This window comes from Actinomadura sp. NBRC 104412, assembly GCF_030269515.1.
GTDB lineage: Bacteria > Actinomycetota > Actinomycetes > Streptosporangiales > Streptosporangiaceae > Spirillospora.
This window is the reverse complement of record NZ_BSTM01000001.1, coordinates 116,706-135,978: the sequence shown is the minus strand read 5'-3', so window position 1 is coordinate 135,978 and position 19,273 is coordinate 116,706. Positions and strand designations below refer to the sequence as shown.

18 protein-coding genes are annotated in these 19,273 nt (G+C 73.0%); 6 read left to right on the top strand and 12 right to left on the bottom strand.

What is annotated here, in order from left to right; genetic code table 11:
• Positions 1-2,601: an FtsX-like permease family protein gene (locus QSK21_RS00630; protein ID WP_285692687.1), complete on the top strand. Its 2,601-nt coding sequence runs from the start codon at positions 1-3 to the stop codon at positions 2,599-2,601.
• Here QSK21_RS00630 and QSK21_RS00625 read toward each other — a convergent pair whose 3' ends face one another.
• The 5 genes from QSK21_RS00625 to QSK21_RS00605 form a co-directional block, all read right to left on the bottom strand.
• Positions 2,602-3,021, bottom strand: a complete 420-nt coding sequence (locus QSK21_RS00625) for a hypothetical protein (protein ID WP_285692685.1) — start codon at positions 3,019-3,021, stop codon at positions 2,602-2,604.
• A gap of 123 nt (positions 3,022-3,144) precedes the next feature.
• Entirely contained in the window at positions 3,145-4,860 is a 1,716-nt protein-coding gene (locus QSK21_RS00620) for an amino acid adenylation domain-containing protein (protein ID WP_285692684.1), read from the bottom strand.
• A 164-nt stretch (positions 4,861-5,024) separates the two neighbouring features.
• Positions 5,025-5,651, bottom strand: coding sequence for a hypothetical protein (locus tag QSK21_RS00615; RefSeq protein ID WP_285692683.1), 627 nt, complete (start codon positions 5,649-5,651; stop codon positions 5,025-5,027).
• 563 nt (positions 5,652-6,214) lie between these two features.
• On the bottom strand, positions 6,215-7,060 hold the full coding sequence (locus tag QSK21_RS00610) for an SAM-dependent methyltransferase (protein ID WP_285692682.1): 846 nt from the start codon (positions 7,058-7,060) through the stop codon (positions 6,215-6,217).
• 174 nt (positions 7,061-7,234) lie between these two features.
• Positions 7,235-8,506: a hydroxyacid-oxoacid transhydrogenase gene (locus QSK21_RS00605; RefSeq protein ID WP_285692680.1), complete on the bottom strand. Its 1,272-nt coding sequence runs from the start codon at positions 8,504-8,506 to the stop codon at positions 7,235-7,237.
• A gap of 218 nt (positions 8,507-8,724) precedes the next feature.
• Between QSK21_RS00605 and QSK21_RS00600 the strand changes: the two genes are divergently transcribed.
• Positions 8,725-9,609: a glucodextranase DOMON-like domain-containing protein gene (locus tag QSK21_RS00600; RefSeq protein ID WP_352231239.1), complete on the top strand. Its 885-nt coding sequence runs from the start codon at positions 8,725-8,727 to the stop codon at positions 9,607-9,609.
• A 20-nt stretch (positions 9,610-9,629) separates the two neighbouring features.
• On the opposite strand, the gene QSK21_RS00595 is transcribed toward QSK21_RS00600, so the two are convergent.
• Both QSK21_RS00595 and QSK21_RS00590 read right to left on the bottom strand, forming a co-directional pair.
• On the bottom strand, positions 9,630-10,073 hold the full coding sequence (locus QSK21_RS00595; RefSeq protein ID WP_285692676.1) for a hypothetical protein: 444 nt from the start codon (positions 10,071-10,073) through the stop codon (positions 9,630-9,632).
• A gap of 45 nt (positions 10,074-10,118) precedes the next feature.
• The gene (locus tag QSK21_RS00590) at positions 10,119-10,637 is read right to left on the bottom strand and encodes a DUF2231 domain-containing protein (RefSeq protein ID WP_285692674.1); all 519 of its coding nucleotides are present in this window, start codon (positions 10,635-10,637) and stop codon (positions 10,119-10,121) included.
• 121 nt (positions 10,638-10,758) lie between these two features.
• On the opposite strand from QSK21_RS00590, the gene QSK21_RS00585 reads away from it, so the two are divergent.
• Entirely contained in the window at positions 10,759-11,466 is a 708-nt protein-coding gene (locus tag QSK21_RS00585; protein ID WP_285692672.1) for a helix-turn-helix transcriptional regulator, read from the top strand.
• Between the two features lie 8 nt (positions 11,467-11,474).
• Here the strand turns inward: QSK21_RS00585 and QSK21_RS00580 are convergent, their stop codons facing one another.
• Positions 11,475-13,022: a serine/threonine-protein kinase gene (locus QSK21_RS00580; RefSeq protein WP_285692670.1), complete on the bottom strand. Its 1,548-nt coding sequence runs from the start codon at positions 13,020-13,022 to the stop codon at positions 11,475-11,477.
• 316 nt (positions 13,023-13,338) lie between these two features.
• Here QSK21_RS00580 and QSK21_RS00575 point away from each other — a divergent pair, with 316 nt between their 5' ends.
• Positions 13,339-14,220: a methylenetetrahydrofolate reductase gene (locus QSK21_RS00575; RefSeq protein WP_285692669.1), complete on the top strand. Its 882-nt coding sequence runs from the start codon at positions 13,339-13,341 to the stop codon at positions 14,218-14,220.
• A 193-nt stretch (positions 14,221-14,413) separates the two neighbouring features.
• A complete protein-coding gene (gene ligM, locus QSK21_RS00570) occupies positions 14,414-15,817 on the top strand; it encodes a vanillate/3-O-methylgallate O-demethylase (RefSeq protein WP_285692668.1) in 1,404 nt (467 codons plus the stop codon).
• Positions 15,818-16,132: 315 nt separating this feature from the next.
• Here ligM and QSK21_RS00565 read toward each other — a convergent pair whose 3' ends face one another.
• On the bottom strand, positions 16,133-16,456 hold the full coding sequence (locus tag QSK21_RS00565; RefSeq protein WP_285692667.1) for a hypothetical protein: 324 nt from the start codon (positions 16,454-16,456) through the stop codon (positions 16,133-16,135).
• Positions 16,457-16,567: 111 nt separating this feature from the next.
• Here QSK21_RS00565 and QSK21_RS00560 point away from each other — a divergent pair, with 111 nt between their 5' ends.
• Positions 16,568-17,635 carry a S1C family serine protease gene (locus tag QSK21_RS00560; RefSeq protein ID WP_285692665.1) on the top strand — a complete coding sequence of 356 codons (1,068 nt, stop codon included), beginning with the start codon at positions 16,568-16,570 and terminating at the stop codon, positions 17,633-17,635.
• 12 nt (positions 17,636-17,647) lie between these two features.
• Here the strand turns inward: QSK21_RS00560 and QSK21_RS00555 are convergent, their stop codons facing one another.
• From QSK21_RS00555 to QSK21_RS00545, 3 genes are read right to left on the bottom strand one after another with little or no spacing between them, the layout of a single operon-like run.
• Positions 17,648-18,268: a hypothetical protein gene (locus QSK21_RS00555; protein ID WP_285692664.1), complete on the bottom strand. Its 621-nt coding sequence runs from the start codon at positions 18,266-18,268 to the stop codon at positions 17,648-17,650.
• Positions 18,265-18,396 (bottom strand): hypothetical protein, encoded by a 132-nt coding sequence (locus tag QSK21_RS00550; RefSeq protein ID WP_285692662.1) that lies wholly within the window; start codon positions 18,394-18,396, stop codon positions 18,265-18,267. The genes QSK21_RS00555 and QSK21_RS00550 overlap by 4 nt, the downstream gene beginning before the upstream one ends.
• A gap of 56 nt (positions 18,397-18,452) precedes the next feature.
• On the bottom strand, positions 18,453-19,253 hold the full coding sequence (locus QSK21_RS00545) for a hypothetical protein (RefSeq protein ID WP_285692661.1): 801 nt from the start codon (positions 19,251-19,253) through the stop codon (positions 18,453-18,455).
• Positions 19,254-19,273: the final 20 nt, after the last annotated feature.

The window sequence follows — 19,273 nt, the reverse complement described above, 5'->3', positions numbered from 1 at the left end:
ATGGGGAACGCCATGTGGCTCATCGCGCGCCGCTCGTTCACCGACGGCTGGGCACGGCTGATCGCCACCCTGCTGGCGGCGCTCGGCTCGATCGCGCTCATCGCCGGCTCGCTACAGTTCGCGCTGCGCGCCCAGGAGGCCGTGGCGGGCAGCGACGCCAGCGAGTACGCCCGTGCGGACGTGCTTGTCCACGGCGGGACGGTGGACCCGGACGACCCGAACGCGCCGCCCGACGGGCGGATCCGCATGGACGCGGTCGCGTCCCGGCCGGGGGTGGCGGCGGTCGCCGGGGACGCCACGGTCGCGGTGACGGCCTCCCGTCCGGACGGACGCGCGATCACGGCGTCGGCGGAGGGCCGCACGCTGCTGCGCCCCTGGGTGCCCGAACCCCGGCTCAACCCGTACCGGCTGGAGGCGGGACGCGCCCCCACCGGCGACGGCGAGGTGGCGGTCGTCCGGTACATGGCGCGCGCCGGGAAGGTGGACGTGGGCGACGCGCTGACGCTGACGCTGCCCCGCGAGACGCGCCGGGTGCGGATCTCCGGGATCGTCACCGTCCAGGGGCGCGACGCGGTGGCCGCCGGGAACCTGGTCCTGGCCCCGCCGCAGACCGTGCGCGGGGTCGCCGGGCTGCCCGCCGGGACCTGGCAGGCCGTCTGGGTGAAGGCCGCCGCGGGCGTCCCCGCCGACCGGCTGCGCGGCGACCTGGCGCGGGAGCTGGGCGGCGCGGCCACCGTGCGCACCGCGGCGTCCGTGCGGGACGCGCAGTCCGCCGCCGCGTCGGGGGAGGGCGCCTCGATCGCGAGCATCATCGGCATGCTCGCCTCGGTGGCGATCTTCGTCGGACTGTTCGTGGTGGCCAACACCTTCGGCACGCTGGTGCGGCAGCGGACCAGGCGGCTGGCGCTGCTCGGCGCGATCGGCGCCACCCCCCGGCAGATCGGGCGGCTGATCCGGCTGGAGGCGCTGGTGCTGGGTGCGATCGCCGCGGTGGGCGGGGTGGCCGCGGGCTTTCCGGTGTCCGCGCTGATCACCCGGCTGTTCGCGCGGGACGGCTTCGACGTGTCCGCCGCCGGCGCCCAGTTCGGCCCGACGGCGCTGGCGCTCCCGGCCGCCGCCGGGATCGTGGTGACCCAGCTCGCGGCCTGGCGTGCGGCGCGGCGGGCTGCGGGCATCTCTCCGTTGCAGGCGCTGCGCAGCACCGTCACCGAGACCCCCGGACGCCGCCGGCCGCGCCTGCTGGCCGCCCTCGTCATCTTCCTGGGCGCGGGGTTCTGGCTGCTGGTGGGGACCGCGGTCCGTCTCGGGGACCCGCCCGGCACGGACCGCACGTTCGCCGTCTCGCTCATGGTCCTGTTCGGCTCGATGCTGGGGGTCACCGGCCTGGCCGTGCTCGGGCCGTTCTTCGTCGCCCCGCTCGGCGGTCTGGTCGGCCGCGCCGGAAGGCTGATCGGCGGCGAGACGGGACGGCTCGCGCACGCCACCATCACCCGCAGCCCGCGCCGGGTCTCCTCGGCCGCCTCCTCGCTGATGCTCGGCGTCGCGCTGGTCGCCGCCGTGGCGATGGTCACCCTGTCGGCGCACGATCGGTTCCGGGACGCGGGACGGCAGGTCATGGCGGCCGAGCACGCGATCACCGCGACCGCCAGGACCTCCGAGGGCGCCCCCGCGCCGGTGGCCAGGGACGTCGCGGACCGGGTCGCGGGCGCCCCCGGCGTGTCGCGGGTGGCCGCCCTCACCCGGACCCAGGTCAGGCTGGTGTCGCCCGCCGAACGTCCCGACCCCGGGGAGGAGGAGCCCGAGCCGCTGAGCTTCCTGGTCACCGGCGCCGAGCAGTCGGGGCTGAGCGACGTGCTGCGGCTGGGCGGCCGGCCGCCCGCGCTGCGTCCCGGGGAGATCGCGCTGTCGTCGGCCATCATGGAGGAGCGGGGGCTGCGGCGCGGCCAGCGGATCGTCGTCCGGGGTGCACAGGGCCGGGCCTCGCTCACCGTGGCGGACGCGTACCACGACCCCTCCCATCTGTTCGCCGATCAGGCGCTCGTGGCGCCCGCGACGATGGACCGGCTCGACGCCAACGCCGCGACCCAGGTGGTCCTCATCCGGGGCGGCTCGCAGGACGCCCTGGCACGGGCCGTGGCCACGGTTCCCGGCGTGCGGGTCGTCGACCGTGACGCCTACGTGGACGTGGCGTCCCGCACGCTCACCCGGGCGCTGCGCGCCACCTACGGTTTCGTCGGCATGGCGCTGCTGCTGGCGCTGTTCGGCATGGCGACCACGGTCTCGATGAGCGTCGCCGAACGCACCCGCGAGTTCGGGCTGCTGGGCGCGGTGGGCACGACCATGAGGCAGATCCGCTCGATCGTCCGCTGGGAGGCGGCCACCGTGGTCGTCCTCGGCACCACGCTCGGCATCGTGGTCGCCATGGGGATGCTGACGGTCCTGCACGTGATGACCGGCAGCTCGTTCGTGCGCCCCGCCCCGCCGTGGTGGCTGTTCCCCATGGTGGCCGCGGGCGCGGCGGCGGTGACCCTCGTCACCTCGGCTCTGCCCGCGCGCCGCGCCGCGTCCGTCCCCGTCCTGGAGGCCACCAGGTCGGAATGATCAGCCCGGCCGCCGCGCCGCGAAGTACTCGCGGCTCGACGAGGGATACCAGAGCAGGACGACGACGGTGAGCGTCACCGCCACGCCGATCACGACGAGCGTGCGGAGGAGGACCCGGTCGTCGACCGCGAAGACCACGAACCGGCCGGCGAGCTGGACCGCCATGAGCCCCGTGAGCCAGGCCCGCGCCCAGCGCCGCGGGCCCGGCCGCCTCAGGAGCAGGGCCAGCCACGCGTACGCCACGCCCCAGACCAGGTGGAAGACATCGGTGAGGCCCTGCGGCGGATACAGCCACGCGAACACGTGCCCGGCGAGCAGCACCACGATCGCGGCCAGTGCCCAGTTGACGGTCGCGGGCGCCTGGGTGGTCGGTTCCGCCTTGGCGCGAGGGGGTTTCTGGAGACGCATGCCTCTCCTCATGGGTTCGATCGTGCGAGCCGCCCCAAAGCACTATACGAGAAAGTCTTATATGAGACTATCCCGGATAAATCGTCGAGTTGCGAAGGAGCCGGTGGGGATGGGGAAGGGAGCTCAGAAGGGTGGTCAGAGGGGGCTGACGATCGTGCGGTCTCCGTCCGTCTCATAGGCGACGACGTGGACGACCGGAAGGCGGGCCGTCTCCGGGGGCGTGCCGCCCGTGCGCGGGCCGGGCACGACCAGCAGGGGCGGCCCGTGCCGCCGGCGGGCTTCCTTCTCGTGGGCGCCCAGTTCGCCGACCGTCTTCAGGCGCGCGATGCCCGGACCGGCCGCCGCCACCAGATGCCAGCGCCGGGACGACCGCCACCACAGGGCGGCGGCCAGCGTCCCGGCCGAGGAGATGGTGTCGCTGTTCGTGCCGCCCCGCTCCGACAGCGCCCGGCCGTCGTCGGTGATCAGGATCGAGGTGCCGGGGCCGCTCCACGGCGAGGACGACTCCACCGTCAGCAGCGTCGCCCTGCCCCCGTCGTCGGGCAGGCCGCCGCTCCACAGGTGGCCCAGCATGAGGTCGCCCGACTCGCTCAGCGTCGTCGCCGCCTCGCACGCGACGGCGTGCAGGGCCGCCCATCGGAACCGCTCCTGCCGCTCGGGCGTCCCGGGCGGGTCACGGAACCGCACCTGCGGCGACGCGGACTGCGGGCTGTGCGAGGCGAGCTGCGTGACCGTCCGCGCCCGCCCGCCGGTCCCCGGGCGGAACGTCATCCGGAACACCACGTAGTTCTGGCAGCGCGGCGTGAACCAGTCCCACGGCAGCGGATCGCTCAGCCCGTCCCGCACCGCCACCGGCACCCAGCGCGGGGAGCGCTGGGACGGCACCGCCGCCCGCACGTCCCGCATCCATGGCGGGACGAGGTAGCGCCACGTCATCCCCACCATGATGAGCTGGCCCGCGTCCGTCCCGAGCCTGCGGATCGACTCGACGCCGCGCGACAGGCGCCGCTCGAAGTACTGCGCCACGCGGGGCGGCTCGCGCGGGCCGGGGGAGTCGCGGAGCACGACGAGGGACGCGCCGTCCACCATTCCCGCGTACAGGACGACGACGCGGCCGAGGGGCGGTTCGCGGCTCTCGGCCCGCCAGGCGCCGGCGGCCCGGCGCAGCAGCCCGGCGTCGTGCCGCGACGCGCCCTGCGTGGGCCACTCGCCGATGCCCGGCGTGCCGGTCGCCTGCCATGTGCGCGGGCCGATCACGACGGGGTCGCCGGTCACCTCGGTCCCCCGGGTGAGGGCGAACCCGGCGACCGCCAGTAGCGCCCCCGCGACCACGGCCGCCACGGCGGCGCGCCAGGCGGGCGGGACGGCGGGCGGCGGGCGGAGCCGGACGAGGTCGGGCTCGAAGGTCTCGATCTCGGCCCGTTGCGCGTCCTCGTCCAGCCCCGTCAGGGTCTCGACGGCCGTGACGGCCTGGTCCACGTCACGGAAGTCGGCCTGGACGTGGGCGCGCAGCTCGGCGGCGGCCTCGGGCGCGGTGAGGCCGTCGCGGCACAGCAGGTAGGCGAGCCGCTCGTGCGGCGACAGCTCCCGCAGCGCCGCCCGCACCGGTCCCGGCGGGGTCCCCGCGGGCTCGAAGATCAGGCGGTCCAGCCGGTGGCGCACGGCGGGCGGGTCGGTGAGCAGGATGGTGACGAGCCGCGACCGCATGGCCGGGTAGCCGCCCTGCCGCGCCCTGGCCGCACGCGCGGCGGCGCGGCGGGCACGCAGGACCGGGTCGTCGCCGTCGTCCAAGACCAGGTACGCGAGCCGCAGAAGGCAGGCGTAGTGCCCGCGGTCCGCCGTCCGCGCCATGGCCACCTCCCGCCCGCATTGTGCGCATCGGTCGGTAACGGGCGGGTTGAGAAGGCGGCCGGGCAAACGAGAACGCCCGGCCGGAGGTCTCCGGCCGGGCGTTCGCGCTGTGTTCGTTCGTGCTGTGTTCGTTTTCGAGGGTCGTCCGCCTGGGGGGCGGGGCGTCAGGAGCCGTCGCCGAACGGCTGGGGCTTGCCCTTGACGCCGTCGCCCTTACCCCACTTGAGGATCTCGTACTTGACGCCCTTCAGGTGGCCCTGGTCGGTGCCGGTGTTGTAGTCGTTCTCCGGCTCACCACCGTCGACCAGGTGGCGGAAGGTGTGGGTGTCCAGGTCCAGCATCACACCGTGGTGCGAGGGCTCACCGGGACCACGGTCACCGATGAAGCCGACCGCGCTACGGCCGTCGTAGGTCACCTTCACCTTGGTGTTCAGGGGCCAGCTCGGGCTGGCGAACAGGCCCTCCTGCATCGGCTTACCACTGGCGGGCATGCCCGTGTCACCGTTCACGCCCGACCCGTCGTCCCAGAAGTAGGACGCGGTCGTGGTGCCGCTGTAGAGCACCTTCTTCTTGTCCTTCTTGTCCTGCTTGTCCTGCGCCTTGTGGGCCGCGCCGGCCTTCTGCGCGCCGTTCGCGGTGCCGTCGCCGACCTGCGCGGCGATCGGCTTCTTCGCCGGCGTCTGCTCAAGGCCGTCGTCGTGGGAGGCGGCGGCCACACCGGCCACCAGCATCCCGGCCATGGCGCTGCCCATGACACCGGTCATCAGGAGGTTGGTCGCACGCTTCTTCATGAGAAGTCCTTTTGTTCGGCGGTCTGGGAGGCCGCTCCCGCACGAACCCTCAGGAACATCAAGAACCACTTGAGTCCCATCGGTCACATGGAGATGCCTGCAGAACACGCGGGTACGCGGAGGCAGGGGAGAGCGGCTCCGAGCGTCGAGCTCGGGAGAGCTGAGGGAGTGAGCCGTGTCTTGGCTCGGGGCCGATACCGGAGGCTCGGATGCCGTCCGGCCGGCGGCCGTTCTACCTAGGGGAGGCCGCTCGTCGGCACTGAAAGATGGTCAACGGCCTGTTGGCCACGACCTGTCGTTAGGAGTATTAGACGTTTCCCGGACCTGAATCATTCCCGGGAAGCTTGCCGTCGTTATGACGTTCCCTTGGTGTCCGGGGGTCGTACCAGGTTTCAACAGGGCACCGTACTCGGACATTCCCAGGCCAGGGCACATGCCGAAACCCCCTGGGCCAGGGGGATCCAGGGATCTCGACCGCTCGGATCGCGGTGGGCGGGACGGGCTTTACCGAGGGGCAGCCGCTCACATTCTTCTCGTGAGCCCCGTTGGTCACATGAGTGACATCAGTTCTTGCGCAAAACCCCGCCGTACTCCTTGACCTGCTTGTCGTCGCCCGACGCTCCCAGGAACGGCTGCAGGGGCGCGTCGACGGAGCTCAGCGGGGGCTGATCCGGGTCCGGACGCCAGTCGGCCACGTCCACCAGGCCGGGCGGCACCCGCTCCAGGTCGGGAACGAGGGGCTCGAAATCCTCCACCGTCCGGGTCTTCCACACCAGCCCCATCTCGGTGGCCTTCCGGGTGTGGGCGTCCGCCGTCTCCCTGTCCACGCCGACGAACTGGGACATCGCCAGGAAACTGCCCGGGGCCAGCGCGTCGACCGTGGCGGCGAACATCCCCCGGACCTGCTCGTCGTCCGGGATGGAGTGGGCCACCGACAGGAAGAGCGCCGCCACGGGCTGGTCGAAGTCGATCAGGCGGTTCACGTCCGGGTGCGCCAGGACGTCCCGGGGATCGGTCATGTCCGCCTGGATCACCGTCGTGGCGTCCGCGGACAGCAGCGCCCGGCCATGCGCCAGGACGATCGGATCATTGTCCACATAGACCACATGCGCCTCAGGCTGGAACTGCTGCGCCACCTCATGGACGTTCGCCTGTGTCGGCAGGCCGCTGCCCATGTCGAGGAACTGCCGGATCCCCGCGTCCCTGGCCAGGTACCGCACCACCCGGTACAGGAACAGCCTGTTCTCCCGGGTCACGTCCAGCCCTTCGCGGAACTGGGTGACGAAGCCCAGCACGGCCTCACGGTCGACCGCGAAGTTGTCCTTGCCGCCAAGGCAGTAGTCGTACATCCGCGCCGGAGTGGGCGTCGAGGTGTCGATGCCGGTCGGCGTCCAGGTCTGGTCGGCCACTTCTGCTCCTGGCAGGTCGCGAGGGGACGAGTGTGGTCGGTGGCGCTGGTTCCGTCCGGTGCTCTGCCGTCCGGCGCCCGCGCCGTGATCGTTCACGATCACGATACAACCGCTTTGCCCCGCTTGCGGCGCAACCTTGCCGCAGTGCCCCACCACGGTGTCGGTATCACCGCCTCACCACAGCCGCAGCGAGCGGGTGAAGATCCCGGCGAGCTCGTCCGGGCCCGCCTGGCGGGGCGCGGTGGCGAGCAGCCGCTGTTGCTTGAGCGTCCCCTCCACCAGGGCGGGGACGTCGGCCTCGGTGTAGCCGACGTCGCCGATGCCGTCGGGGATGCCGATGTCGCGCATCAGGTTCAGCAGGGCGCGCGGCAGGTACTCGGCCGGGTCGTCCGGGCGGTCGAGACCCGGGTCGAGCAGTTCGGCGGCGCGGACGTGCCGGTCGGGCCGGGCCTCGAAGGTGTAGCGGAACGCCTCGGGCGCGGTGAGCGACACCGACATGCCGTGCGGCACCAGCGGCTCGGCGTCGGGGTAGCCCTCGGGACGGAAGTCGCGCACGCGTCCGGCGATGGGGTACGCGTTGGCGTGCGGAATGTGCACGCCCGCGTTCCCGAAGCCCAGGCCCGCGAACGTGGCCGCCAGCGCCATGTCGGCACGGGCCTGCCTGTTCTCGCCGTCGCGCACGGCGGTGCGGAACGACCGGGACAGCAGGGTGAGCGACCGTTCCACCCACATGTCCGACACCGGGTTGGCGCCGCAGTACGGGACGCGCTCCTCGGGCCTCTTCCGGTCGTAGGAGTCGAACGGGCGGGCCGTGTAGCTCTCCAGCGCGTGGCACACGATGTCCATGCCGGACGACGCGGTCACCCCTGGCGGCTGGGTGACGGTCAGGTCCGGGTCCACCACCGCCAGCGTCGGGCGCAGCCTGGGGTGGCTGATGCCCGTCTTGACCTTCAGCGCCAGGACGTCCAGGACGCAGACCGTCGTGCTCTCGGCCCCGGTTCCCGTCGTCGTCGGCACCGCGACCAGGGGCAGCAGCGGCCTGGCGGGCGCCCGTCCCGCGCCGACCGGCGGGTTGAGGTAGTCGGTCAGGTCGCCCTCGTTGGTGGTCAGCAGGTTGACGGCCTTCGCGGTGTCGATGCTCGAACCGCCGCCGACCGCGACGTAGGCGTCGTAGGGCCCGTTCTCGCGCGCATGGTCCACGGCGCGCCGCAGGCTCTCGTCGGTGGGCTCGACGTGGACGCCGTCGAAGACCTCGGCGTGGACGCCGTACTCCTTCATCGAGTCCGCGATCCGCTGTGCCGCGCCCGTCGCGGCGACGCCCGGATCGGTGACCACCAGCGCGCGGCGCGCGCCGAGCTGGGCCAGGTCGAAGCCGATCTCGCCGGACGCGCCCGCCCCGAACTTCAACTGTGGCGACCCGTAGGTGAAGACCGATTCGCTCGTCATGACGCCGACCCTCCTCAGGAGTGGGGACCCTCCGGTGCCCTCTAAGTAGCCGGGGCGCGGGCGTCCCAACCTTAAAGTCCCGCCCCCGCCGGCCTGCGTCCGGGGGCGGGGCGTCCGGATGCGGACCCCTCCCGCTGACGGTCACCGAACCCTCCGAGGGCGCCTCCGTCTCCGGCTCGGCCGTCACCGTCCGTGGCACGACGGCGCCGGGCGCGCGGGTGGACGTCGCCGCGACCCCCACGGACCTCGGTGGCGCGACGGCCTTCGTCTCGGTGACCGCCGGGGCGGACGGGTCGTTCACGGCGAGCGCGCCGGTGAGCTTCGGCGCCGTGGTGCTCACGGTGTCCGCGACGAAGGCGGGCGCCACGGCGTACGCGCAGCGCACGGTGGTCGGCGAGCTGACCGGCGGGACGACCGTGCTCGACGTGACCGACCCCGACGGCGACGACCACGGGCCGGGCACCTACGCCTATCCGACCGCGGCCGACTTCCGGCCGGGCGCGCTCGACCTTCAGCGCTTCCAGGTCATCACGGACGACACGACCGTGTACCTGAGGGCCTTGCTCCGCGACCTGACGCCGACGTTCGGCAACGCGATGGGCGCCCAGCTCCTCGACGTCTACGTCAGGGAGCCGGGCGCCGCCCCCGTTTCGGACCGGCCCGCCTTCCCGCAGCGCAACCACACCCTGGCGGACGGCTGGACGCAGCGCGTCGGGGTTCAGGGGTTCGCCGCCCCGGTGTGGCTCGACGCGTCCGGGGCGTCCCGCGGCGACGCCGCCGTACGTGCCTCGCGGTCCACCAGGACGATCACGATCGCCCTGCCCCGCGCCGCCTTCGGCACGCCGGGGTCGGGCTGGCGGTTCGCGGTCGTCCTGCACGGCCAGGACGGGTTCAGCCCCGACCAGGCCCGCGGCTTCGCGCCTGCGCCGCAGCCGTTCCTGTTCGGCGTCTGCGCGGCGGGCGGCACCGCGCCGATCTGCGCGGCGGATCCGGGCACGGTGCCCAAGGCGATCGACGTCATCACACCGCCCGGCACCTCCCAGGAGGTCGAGCTCGACCCGACCCGCGGCCCGGTCGCCATCGCCTCGGTCACCGTGCCCTAGGGGTGCCCCAGCAGCGTGTCCTAGCTGAGCGCCGCCAGCAGGACCAGGATCACCGTGGCGACCGCGAACAGCCCGTGACCGGCCACGACGGGCACCGGGAAACCGCGCTCCGGCGGTTCGCCCTGCTCGGCCGGGCCGCCACCCGACCCGCCCGCGCCGGCGCCCGCCGGAGCGGTGGCGCGGGCGCGGTACACCGGGATCCAGCGGGCGAGCATGGCGAAACCGAGCAGCGCGACCGGCACGAGCAGGGCGAACGCCGTCCAGGCCAGCGCCTTGGCGTCGGTGACCACGTAGATGATCCAGACCACCAGTCCCGTGGCGGCGAGCGCGAAATGGCCGAACAGGACCGGGACGGGCAGCCGGGTGGTGCCGGCGCGGGGACCGCCACGGGCGATCCAGATGCCCATCATGAGGAAGCCGCCCAGGGCGGTGACCAGCCAGAGGGCCAATGCGGTGAGGTCCATGACAAACTCCGATGGTGTGCGAAGTGGTGGCGCCGGAGTGGTGACTCAGCCACGACGGTCGGCGAACCCGTCCGCCTGCGTCCCCTCGTCCGCGACGCGCACGCCGTAGCGGTAGGCGAGCATCCCGCCTAGATATCCGGAAACGCCCAGGACCGCCAGGCTCGCGGCGCTGAGCGCGAGTTGCCCCGCGGGAACGCTGCCGGACGGCCCCTCCCCGGCGTTGCGCCAGAGGAATCCCGCGACGTAGGCGGCGGTCACCAGCAGGTTCAGCGTCATGTGGACGAGCGCGACACCGAACGCCCGCGTCCCCGCCGGGATGGCCAGCAGGTCCAGGGCGCCGACCAGCGCCGCCGCCACGGCCCCGAGCACCCCGATCGCGATCAGCCACAGCGAGCCGCGGGACAGGAACGTGGGGTCGTCCACGAGGTGGGAGGCGACGTCGAAGACCAGGCTTCCCACCCACGCGCCGATCGGCACCGTGACCAGGATCGGATGGAACGGATGCCCGTACGGCCCGGCGAGCGCCGGGCTGACGGGTTGCTTGGACTGCCGCTGCACCGTCACGGCGACCGCCTCCCTATTTCGCTAACAAGTATTGGTCTTATCCTCCACCAAGGTCAAGAACCACAGCAAGAATCGGGCGGAGTCGCCTACCGACCACTTAAATAGGAGTTATCGTGGCAAGGTGGCCGATCACGACAGCCCGTCCGATCCGATCGAGTCCATCGGCGCCCTCGCCGAGGACCTGCGGCGCCGGATGTTCGCGTTCATCCGGCGCGCGCGCCGCCCGGTGACCCGCGACGAGGCGGCCGCCAGCGTCGGCATCTCACGCAAGCTCGCCGCCTTCCACCTGGACAAGCTCGTCGACGCCGGCCTCCTGCGCGCCCACTACGGGGCGCCCGGCGGCCTCCGCAAGGTCGGACGGCAGCCCAAGGTCTACGAGCCCACCGACACCCGGATCCGGCTCAGCATCCCCGACAGCCGCCACGAACTGCTGGCCGACCTGCTCCTCACCGCCGTCGTCAGCCAGCGGGACGAGGAGACCGCCGTCCAGGCGGCACTGCGCGCGGCACACGAGCGCGGCCGGGATCTGGGTGAGCACCAGCAGTCCACGCTCCGTCCACGCCGCCTCGGCGCCGAACGCGGCGTGACCCTGTGCGAGCGGATGCTCGAAGAGCACGGCTTCGAGCCGGTGCGGGAGAGCCCGACACGGCTCACACTGCACAACTGCCCGTTCCAGCCGCAGGCCGCCAAAGCCCCCGACCTGGTCTGCGGGATGAACCACGCCTTCGTCACCGGCTATCTCCAGGGGCTGGGCGCCACCGCCGTCCAGGCCGTCCTGGCGCCCCGTCCAGGCGAATGCTGCGTCGAGCTCCGCCAAGCCGGTACGTGACCGCGGCCTTAGCCGGCCCGGCGGAGGGAACCGCTGACGGAGCCGTTCTCCGCCCGGAAGACGAGGATGCCCTCGTCGGTCAGCGTGAGCGTCTGCGTCCCGGTGTCGAACTTGCAGGACAGATGCGTCTCCTGGCTGATCCGGGCGGTGACCGTGATGCCACGGGCGCCCGCCCATTCGAGCCTGCCCACCAGGTGGCAGGTGAGCCTTCTGTCGGTGAACCGCTCGGTGACCACGTCGCTCCCGGTCCTCCCCCGCCGGATGGTGAAACGCAGGGTCTCGTCGTCGCTGCTGGGACCCTCCCAGGTGCCGACCAGCGCCGAAGGGACGGCGCTCCTTCGCGGCGAGGGTGTCGGGGCGGTGGGTGAAGGCCGCGGGGTCGAGGGCGAGGCGGCGGGCGTCGCTCGGGCCGAACTCGCCGTCGCGGCCGTCCCGGAGGCGGGCGCGCCGTCGTCGCCGAGGTTCGCCACGTACAGGACCACGCCGATCAGGGCCAGCGGCGCGAGTGCCGCTCCCGCGATCGCGGGCGCCCGGAACCGGCGGGGAGGAGGCACCGACGGGACGCCCGTAGGAGGGGCGCTCGCAGGGGTGACGCTCGGGGGAGGGGTGCTCGCAGGAGGGGTGCTCGTCGGCCGGTCGGCCGGGGGCGGGCGGGAGACGGGGGCCTCCAGGTCCAGCAGCGCGACGGCGCGGCGGCCCAGCCTGTCCATGACCTTCGGTGGCAGCCAGGGTTCGGTGGCGCCGGAGGCCGCCGCCCGCTCGATGATCTCCTGCGGGAGCGGACGTGCCGAGGGGTCCTTGGCAAGGCACGACCCGACCAGCCCGCGCAACGTCCCGGGCAGGCCGTCCAGGTCGGGTTCGGCCATGGTGATCCGCATCATCAGCGCGTGCACGCCGTCCTCGGTCGTCGCGAACGGCATGCGTCCCGTCGCCGCGTACGCCAGGACGGATCCCAGCGCGAACACGTCGCTGGCGGGGGTGACCCGCTCGCCCCGGATCTGCTCGGGCGACATGAACGCGGGCGTCCCGATCAGCGATCCCGTGCGGGTGACGACGCTGTGGTTCACCGCGCGCGCGATCCCGAAGTCGATCACGCGCGGGCCGTCCAGGGTCAGCAGCACGTTGGACGGCTTGAGGTCGCGGTGCACCACTCCCCGTTCGTGGATCGCCCGCAGCGCCCCGCCCAGCCCGGCGGCCAGGGGGAGCAGCGACCGCTCCGGCAACGGGCCGTCGTCCCCGTCCACCACCTCCTGAAGGGTGGGACCGGCGATGTACGCGGTGGCCAGCCACGGGGTCGCGGCCTCGGTGTCGGCGTCCAGGACCGCCGCCGTGAACCTTCCGGCGACCTCGCGTGCCGCCCGCACCTCGTTCCGGAACCGGCGGCGGAACTCGGGGTCACGCGCCAGGTCCTCGCGCACCAGCTTGATCGCGACGGTCCGGCCGCCCGCCGAGCGGCCCAGGAAGACGACCCCCATGCCGCCCGAACCCAGCCTGGCCAGCAGCCGGTAGGGTCCCGCCTCCCGCGGATCGCCGGGCTGAAGGGGTCGCGTGGCCACGTCCGCACCCCTCCCCACCCTCTCGCCTACCTTCTCGCTACCGCCTCGCCCGCGAGGATGACCCGCCCGCGCCGAGTCCGCAACCGCGAATGTCCGGGGTGTGAACGGGGTGTGAGAAGGCGCCGACTGAGTCAATTGTCTCGGACGCCATCGGCGTGATGCCCGTCGCCGGCCGGTCGCTTCGCCCGCTTGACTGACGGCGGCGGGTCACGGCACCGGTCACGGTACTGGCACGACGCTGGTCACGGTACCGGCACGGTACGGCGTCACGGTGCCCGCCGTCCCCGTCGTCGAGCGATCGGGAGGTAGCGGGTTCATGAGTTCCGCGCTGTCCACAGGACTGCCCGGCGAGCGGCCGGGCCGGGGCCGGATCGAACTGGCGGACCTCGTCCGCACCATGGGGTACGAGGTGATGCCGTTCCGCTCGACGGAGGAGTCCGTCGCCGCGCACGTCCCCACCGACGTCCCTCTGACCGTCACCACCACCGAGGCCAGGGGGATCGGCGCGACCGTCGACCTCGCCGTACGGCTGCGCGGGCGAGGCTATGACGTCGCCCCTCACCTGGCCGCGCGCCAGTTCACCGGGGAGGACGAGGTTGCGGCGGTCGTCGAGCGCCTGCGCGCCGCCGGGATCGGGCGGGTGTTCGTCATCGGCGGTGACGCCCCTCGCCCCGCCGGGCCGTTCCCGGACGCGCTCAGCCTGCTCGAAGCGCTCGACCGGGTCGGTCACCCCTTCTCTGACGTGGGCATCGGCGGCTACCCCGAAGGCCACGGAAGCATCGATCCCGAGCTCATGGAACGGGCCATCCAGGACAAGGCCGCCCACGCCACCCGCGTGGTGACGCAGATCTGCTTCAAGGCGGAGACCATCGTGGATTGGGCGGCGGAACTGACCGCACGCGGAGTGGGCCTTCCCGTGTACGTGGGCATGCCGGGCCCGGTCAACCGCCAGAAGCTCGTCCGGATCAGCGCCGGGATCGGGCTGGGGCAGTCCGCCAGGTTCCTGCGGAAGCAGCGAGGACTGTGGCGGTTCCTGCTCCCCAGGACCTACGACCCCACGAGGCTGGTGCGCCGCCTGGCCGCCGCCTCGCACACGTCCACCGGCGCCATTGGCGGCCTGCACATCTTCACGTTCAACGAGCTTGAGGGCACCGAGAAGTGGCGGCGCGGCCTGCGCGCCCGGCTCGGGATCGACTGAGCGGCCGCGCGCCGCCGACCACGGCAGCCGACTACGACAAATGACCCACGCGCCCCGGCCGGATCCGGAAGGCGGCTTCCGGCCATTTACCGGTGTCCGGGCACGCGCGGTGGTTCTTACGGTGAGGACGCCGGTCACACGAGACCGACCGGCACGAGATCGCGGAGAGCACGACCGGACAGGTGGGGCCCACATGAGCGCGAAGAACCTGCAAGAGGTGCTGGACCAGGCCGGCGACACCGTGGAGTTGCTGCGGAACTCGCAACTGGGCGCCTGGATCTACCCGGTGGTCCCCTCCGAGTTCACCAACTTCCGCCGCGAGGTCAAGGCGTGGCAGAACACCGCGGTCCTGTTCGACCAGTCGCACCACATGACGAACCTGTGGGTCTCCGGTCCGGACGCGCTCAAGCTGTTCACCGACACCGGCATCAACAGCACCGCGAAGTTCCCCGTGAACTCGGCCAAGCAGTTCGTGCCCGTGGCCCCCGGCGGCGGGGTCATCGGGGACGGCATCCTCTTCCGCCTCGCCGAGGAGGAGTTCGTCTTCGTGGGGCGGGCGCCGGTGGCCAACTGGCTGACCTTCAACGCCGGCAAGGGGTACAACGTGGACGTCCGCATGGACGACCGCTCCCCGTCACGCCCCTACGGCAAGCCGGTCACGCGCGATGTGTGGCGGTTCCAGATCCAGGGGCCGAACGCGTGGCAGGTCATCGAGAAGGTCAACGGCGGGCCCCTTGAGCGGGTGCCGTTCTTTCGCATGGGCTACATGAACGTGGCGGGCGAGCGGGTCCGCACGCTGCGGCACGGGATGGCGGGCGCGCCGGGCCTGGAGATCTGGGGACCGTACGAGACCTACGACAAGGTGCGGGAGGCGATCCTCGCGGCCGGGGAGGAGTTCGGGCTGGAACCGGCCGGTGCCCGCGCCTACTCCTGCAACACCCTGGAGTCGGGCTGGATCCCCTCGCCCCTGCCCGCCATCTACACCGACGAGGAACTGCGCCCCTACCGGGAATGGCTCCCCGCGAACAGCTACGAGGCGGTCAACGCGATCGCGGGCAGCTTCGTGTCGTCCGACATCCAGGACTACTACACCAACCCGTGGGAGTTGGGCTACGGGTCGTTCGTGAAGTTCGATCACGACTTCGTCGGACGCGACGCCCTGGAGAGGATCGACCCGGAGGTCCAGCGGCGCAAGGTCACCCTGGCGTGGAACGCCGAGGACGTCGCCAGGCTGCTGGCCTCGCCGGTCGACCCCGACGGCCCCGGCTACCAGTTCTTCGACCTGCCGAACGCCAACTACGGCTCGTCCAACTTCGACTCGGTGGTCGACGGTGACGGCACGGTCGTGGGCCTGTCGATGTTCACCGGGTACAGCGCCAACGAACGCAAGGCGCTGTCCCTCGCCACGATCGCCCCGGACGTGCCGCTCGGCGCCGAGGTCCGCGTGATCTGGGGCGAGCCCGGCGGCGGCTCCCGGAAGACCACGGTGGAGCCGCACGAGCAGTTCGAGGTCCGCGCCATCGTCAGCCCCGCCCCGTACGCGGAGATGGCCCGCACCAGCTACAAGCCGGGCTGGCGCACGGCCGCGGCCGGGTAGTCCGCGTCGTCCCGCTCCGGGGCCGGCCACGTCATGCCGACGTGGCCGGCCCCGTTTTCACGCGGTGGAACGGCCGTCGCTTGTCGGAGTCGTCCGGTAGCGGATCGGAGGCCGGCGGGAGGTTCACGAACTCGGCCTGGCCGCCGCCCGCGCCGCGACCATGCCGTCTGGCTGTGGAACACCGATCCCGCCGACGCCGCCGGCTTCGTGTGCGCCACCGCCGGCCAGCCCATCACGCGCGACGAAGGGGACCAGTACGTATCCGCCCGGAAGTACGAACCGCCGTGCCCCGGCCGGCCGCCGCCGCGCCGGTCGTCATTCGTCGGTGGCCGCGCGGTCCCAGTTCATGCGGACGAGGCGTTCCGTTCCCGCCATCCACAGGGCGAAGGTGAGGTAGCCGGCCTCGAAGGACACCAGGTCCCGGTCCCAGCGTTCCCGGTCTCCCCGCCGCGCCCTGCGCAGCAGGAGAAGCCCGGCGGCGAGGTTGAGCCCCGCCCACACGCCGTTCACGACGGGACCGGAGCGGCGGCCGGCCAGCGGCGTCATGTGGCGGCGACCGGTGACGGCCGTGGCGAGGTGAGGTGCGCTGTTGGCGACCAGCATCCCGGCGAAGAACGGCGAACCCGGCAGACGTCTCATGGCCGCGATCCTAGAGGCCGCCTCATGTGCCCGGCTTCTCTCACGCCTCGTGTGAACGAAATGCGGCGGGATCGGAGTACTCCCTATTGAGAGATGAGCGTGAGGAGCCCCATGAGTTATCCACCGCACGCGGATCCCCGGTACGGCGTGCCCCGTGACACCGCCCGGTACGACCGCGGCGCATCCCCCCGGTACGGACCTGGCCCGAGCGCCGCCCCGGCCGCCACGTACGGGAACGGCGGCGACGGCTCCGGGTACGGCACGGGCGGGCCACGGCGTCCCGAGGTCATGGCTCCTCCGCCCCCTCGTACGTGGCCGCAGGACGATCCGTTCAGGCGCCCGCCGCCGCGGGACCCGTTCAGGCGGCCGCCACCGGCCGACACGTGGACCTTCCCCGACGACGACGAACCCCGCCGCGGCAGGGGGGTGCCCGTCCTGGTGGTCGTCGTGGCCGTGCTGGCGACGCTGGTGACCGGGGGAGCGGCGGGGGCCGTCGCCGGACGGATGACCGCCGGGACCCAGGCGTCCCCGGCGGCCTCGCGTCCCGGCGCCGGGGCGGAGGAGCGCGCGTCCGGTGACCTGAGCGCGGTGGCCGCGCGGGTGCGGGCGAGCGTGGCGTCCATCGAGGTGCGGTCGGGGAACGCCCGGGGCACCGGGTCGGGGTTCGTGATCGACCGTCCGGGGCGCGTGCTGACCAACGCGCACGTCGTCGGGGAGGGCGGCGAGGTCGTCGTGGTGCTCGGCGACCGGCGCCGCGTGCCCGCGCGTGTGGTGGGCTCCGACCGGGCCAACGACCTGGCCCTGCTGGCGATCCCCGAGGCTCAGAGTCCCGCCCCGCTGGTGTTCGGGCGGTCCTCGGCGGTGCGCGTCGGCGAGCCGGTGCTCGCCCTCGGCTCGCCGCTGGGCCTTGAGGGGACGGTCACCAGCGGCATCGTCAGCGCGTTGAACCGCAGGGTGCGCATGGGCGAGGGAGGGATCTGGAGCACGGCCCTGCAGACCGACGCGTCGATCAACCCGGGCAACTCCGGCGGCCCGCTGGTCAACGCCCGGGGCGAGGTCATCGGGGTGAACACGGCCATCGCGACCCTGTCGCGGAACGGCGAGGGCGGCTCGATCGGCATCGGGTTCGCGATCCCCGCGGACCAGGCCAGGCTGGGCGCCCAGCGGCTGGCCGGCTGACGGCGGCGCATGTCAGTAGCCGCCGCCCGAGGACGATCCGATCGCCGAGACACAGGCCACCAGCAGGAAATACGCGATGAGGAGGCCGGCGCAGCCGAGGCCCACCGCGTGGGCCTTGGCCCTGTCGTTCCACCATGGACGGCCGGGTCCGAACGGAGGCGGCCATGGAGGACGCGGGGCCGGGAACGGCGGTCCGGGACGAGGCGGTCCGGGAGGAGGCGGGTAGGCGCGAGGCGGGTAGTGGGGACGGACGTGGAGCGGCGGCATCGGCGGTCGTCCGGTGTGAGGAGGGACAGGCGGATGGCCTCCCGCGACCGGGAAGAACACCTCGCCCGTCGGCGGGGCGACACGAGGCGCCGCCGGTCCCGCGGCGAGCGCCCGCGGCAGGACCGCGGGACCCGGGACGGTGGAGCGTGGCCCGGTGACGGGATGCGGTCGGCGCTGCGGACCGGGCGCGCGGGGTGTGGCGTCCCCACGCGGGCGTGGTGGCGAGGGGATGAGCGTGCCGGCGTCCGTGGCTGTGCCGCGGTCGGTCTCGCACACCAGGCAGGCGTCGTCCTCCGGGGCGTTCCGGACATCGCAGAGCAGGCAGCGCCAGGACCGCACGGGCAGGGCGTCCTCGGCGGCGGTCATGGGGCCTTCACCTCCATGACGCCCTCGCATTCCGCGGCGGCGGCGCGCAGCCGCGCCCGCAGGACGTCGAGAAGGGCCTCGGTCTCGGGTCCAGGGTGGAAACTGATCCAGTCGGCCGTGTCGGGCACGGGCTCGCAGCCTGCCACCGGCCGCGCCGCCGCCGGAACCCGTCGTCGCCACCCGATCACAGGCTGTTCACGATCGTGTTGATGATCTCGTCCATCTCGAACTCCTCCAGGCCCTCGCCCGCCGCGGACGGGAACAGGAGCGTCTGGTTCCAGTCCTCGACGAGATCCGACCAGGGCTCGGTGTCGGGGGCGAAGAGCACCAGGCGCTTGGCGGAGTTCTCCATCAGGGCGGTCCTGCTGCTCGCGTACCCCCACTGCTCGAAGAGCTCGTCCATGCTCGCCGGTATCCCGGCGGGGTAGGTGTGGGCGGCGCGCGGCCCGTGCCGTGGTGCCGTGCCGCCTGTTGGGCCGCCTGGAGGCTCGTCCGGCGGTGGCCCGGTGGGAGGCTGCGTGGGACCCGCCGGGTAGCCGTACTGGGGCGGCGGGTGGTCGTCGTCCGGTGGCGTGGGCCGGGGCGGCTCCGCCGCCGGAAGCCCCTGGACGCGGCTGGACCGCGTCCCGCCGAAGGGCACGCTCGACCTGCCGGTGATCCGGTTCACCAGGTCGCGCTCGGCCTCCAGGTGGTCGAACGGCTCGCGATCGGCGCCGGTGCCGGCGAGAAGCCGGTCCAAGGTCTCACGCAGCTCCTTGCGCTCGTCCGCCTCGGCCGCCGCGATCCACTCCAGGGCGGCGCGCGGGCCCTCGCTCTCCACGATCTCGGCGAGCAGACCTTCGGCGCCTTCCCGCCGCATCATCTCCAGATGACGGTCGCGGCGCATCGCGTTCAGCCTGGTCTCCCTGCGCACATCGCGGTACTCCCCCGCCGCCTTGGCGACCTCGTCCTCGTCCAGGAGCAGCTCGACCGAGGCGTTGCGCAACCGGAGAGCGCCTCCTCGGC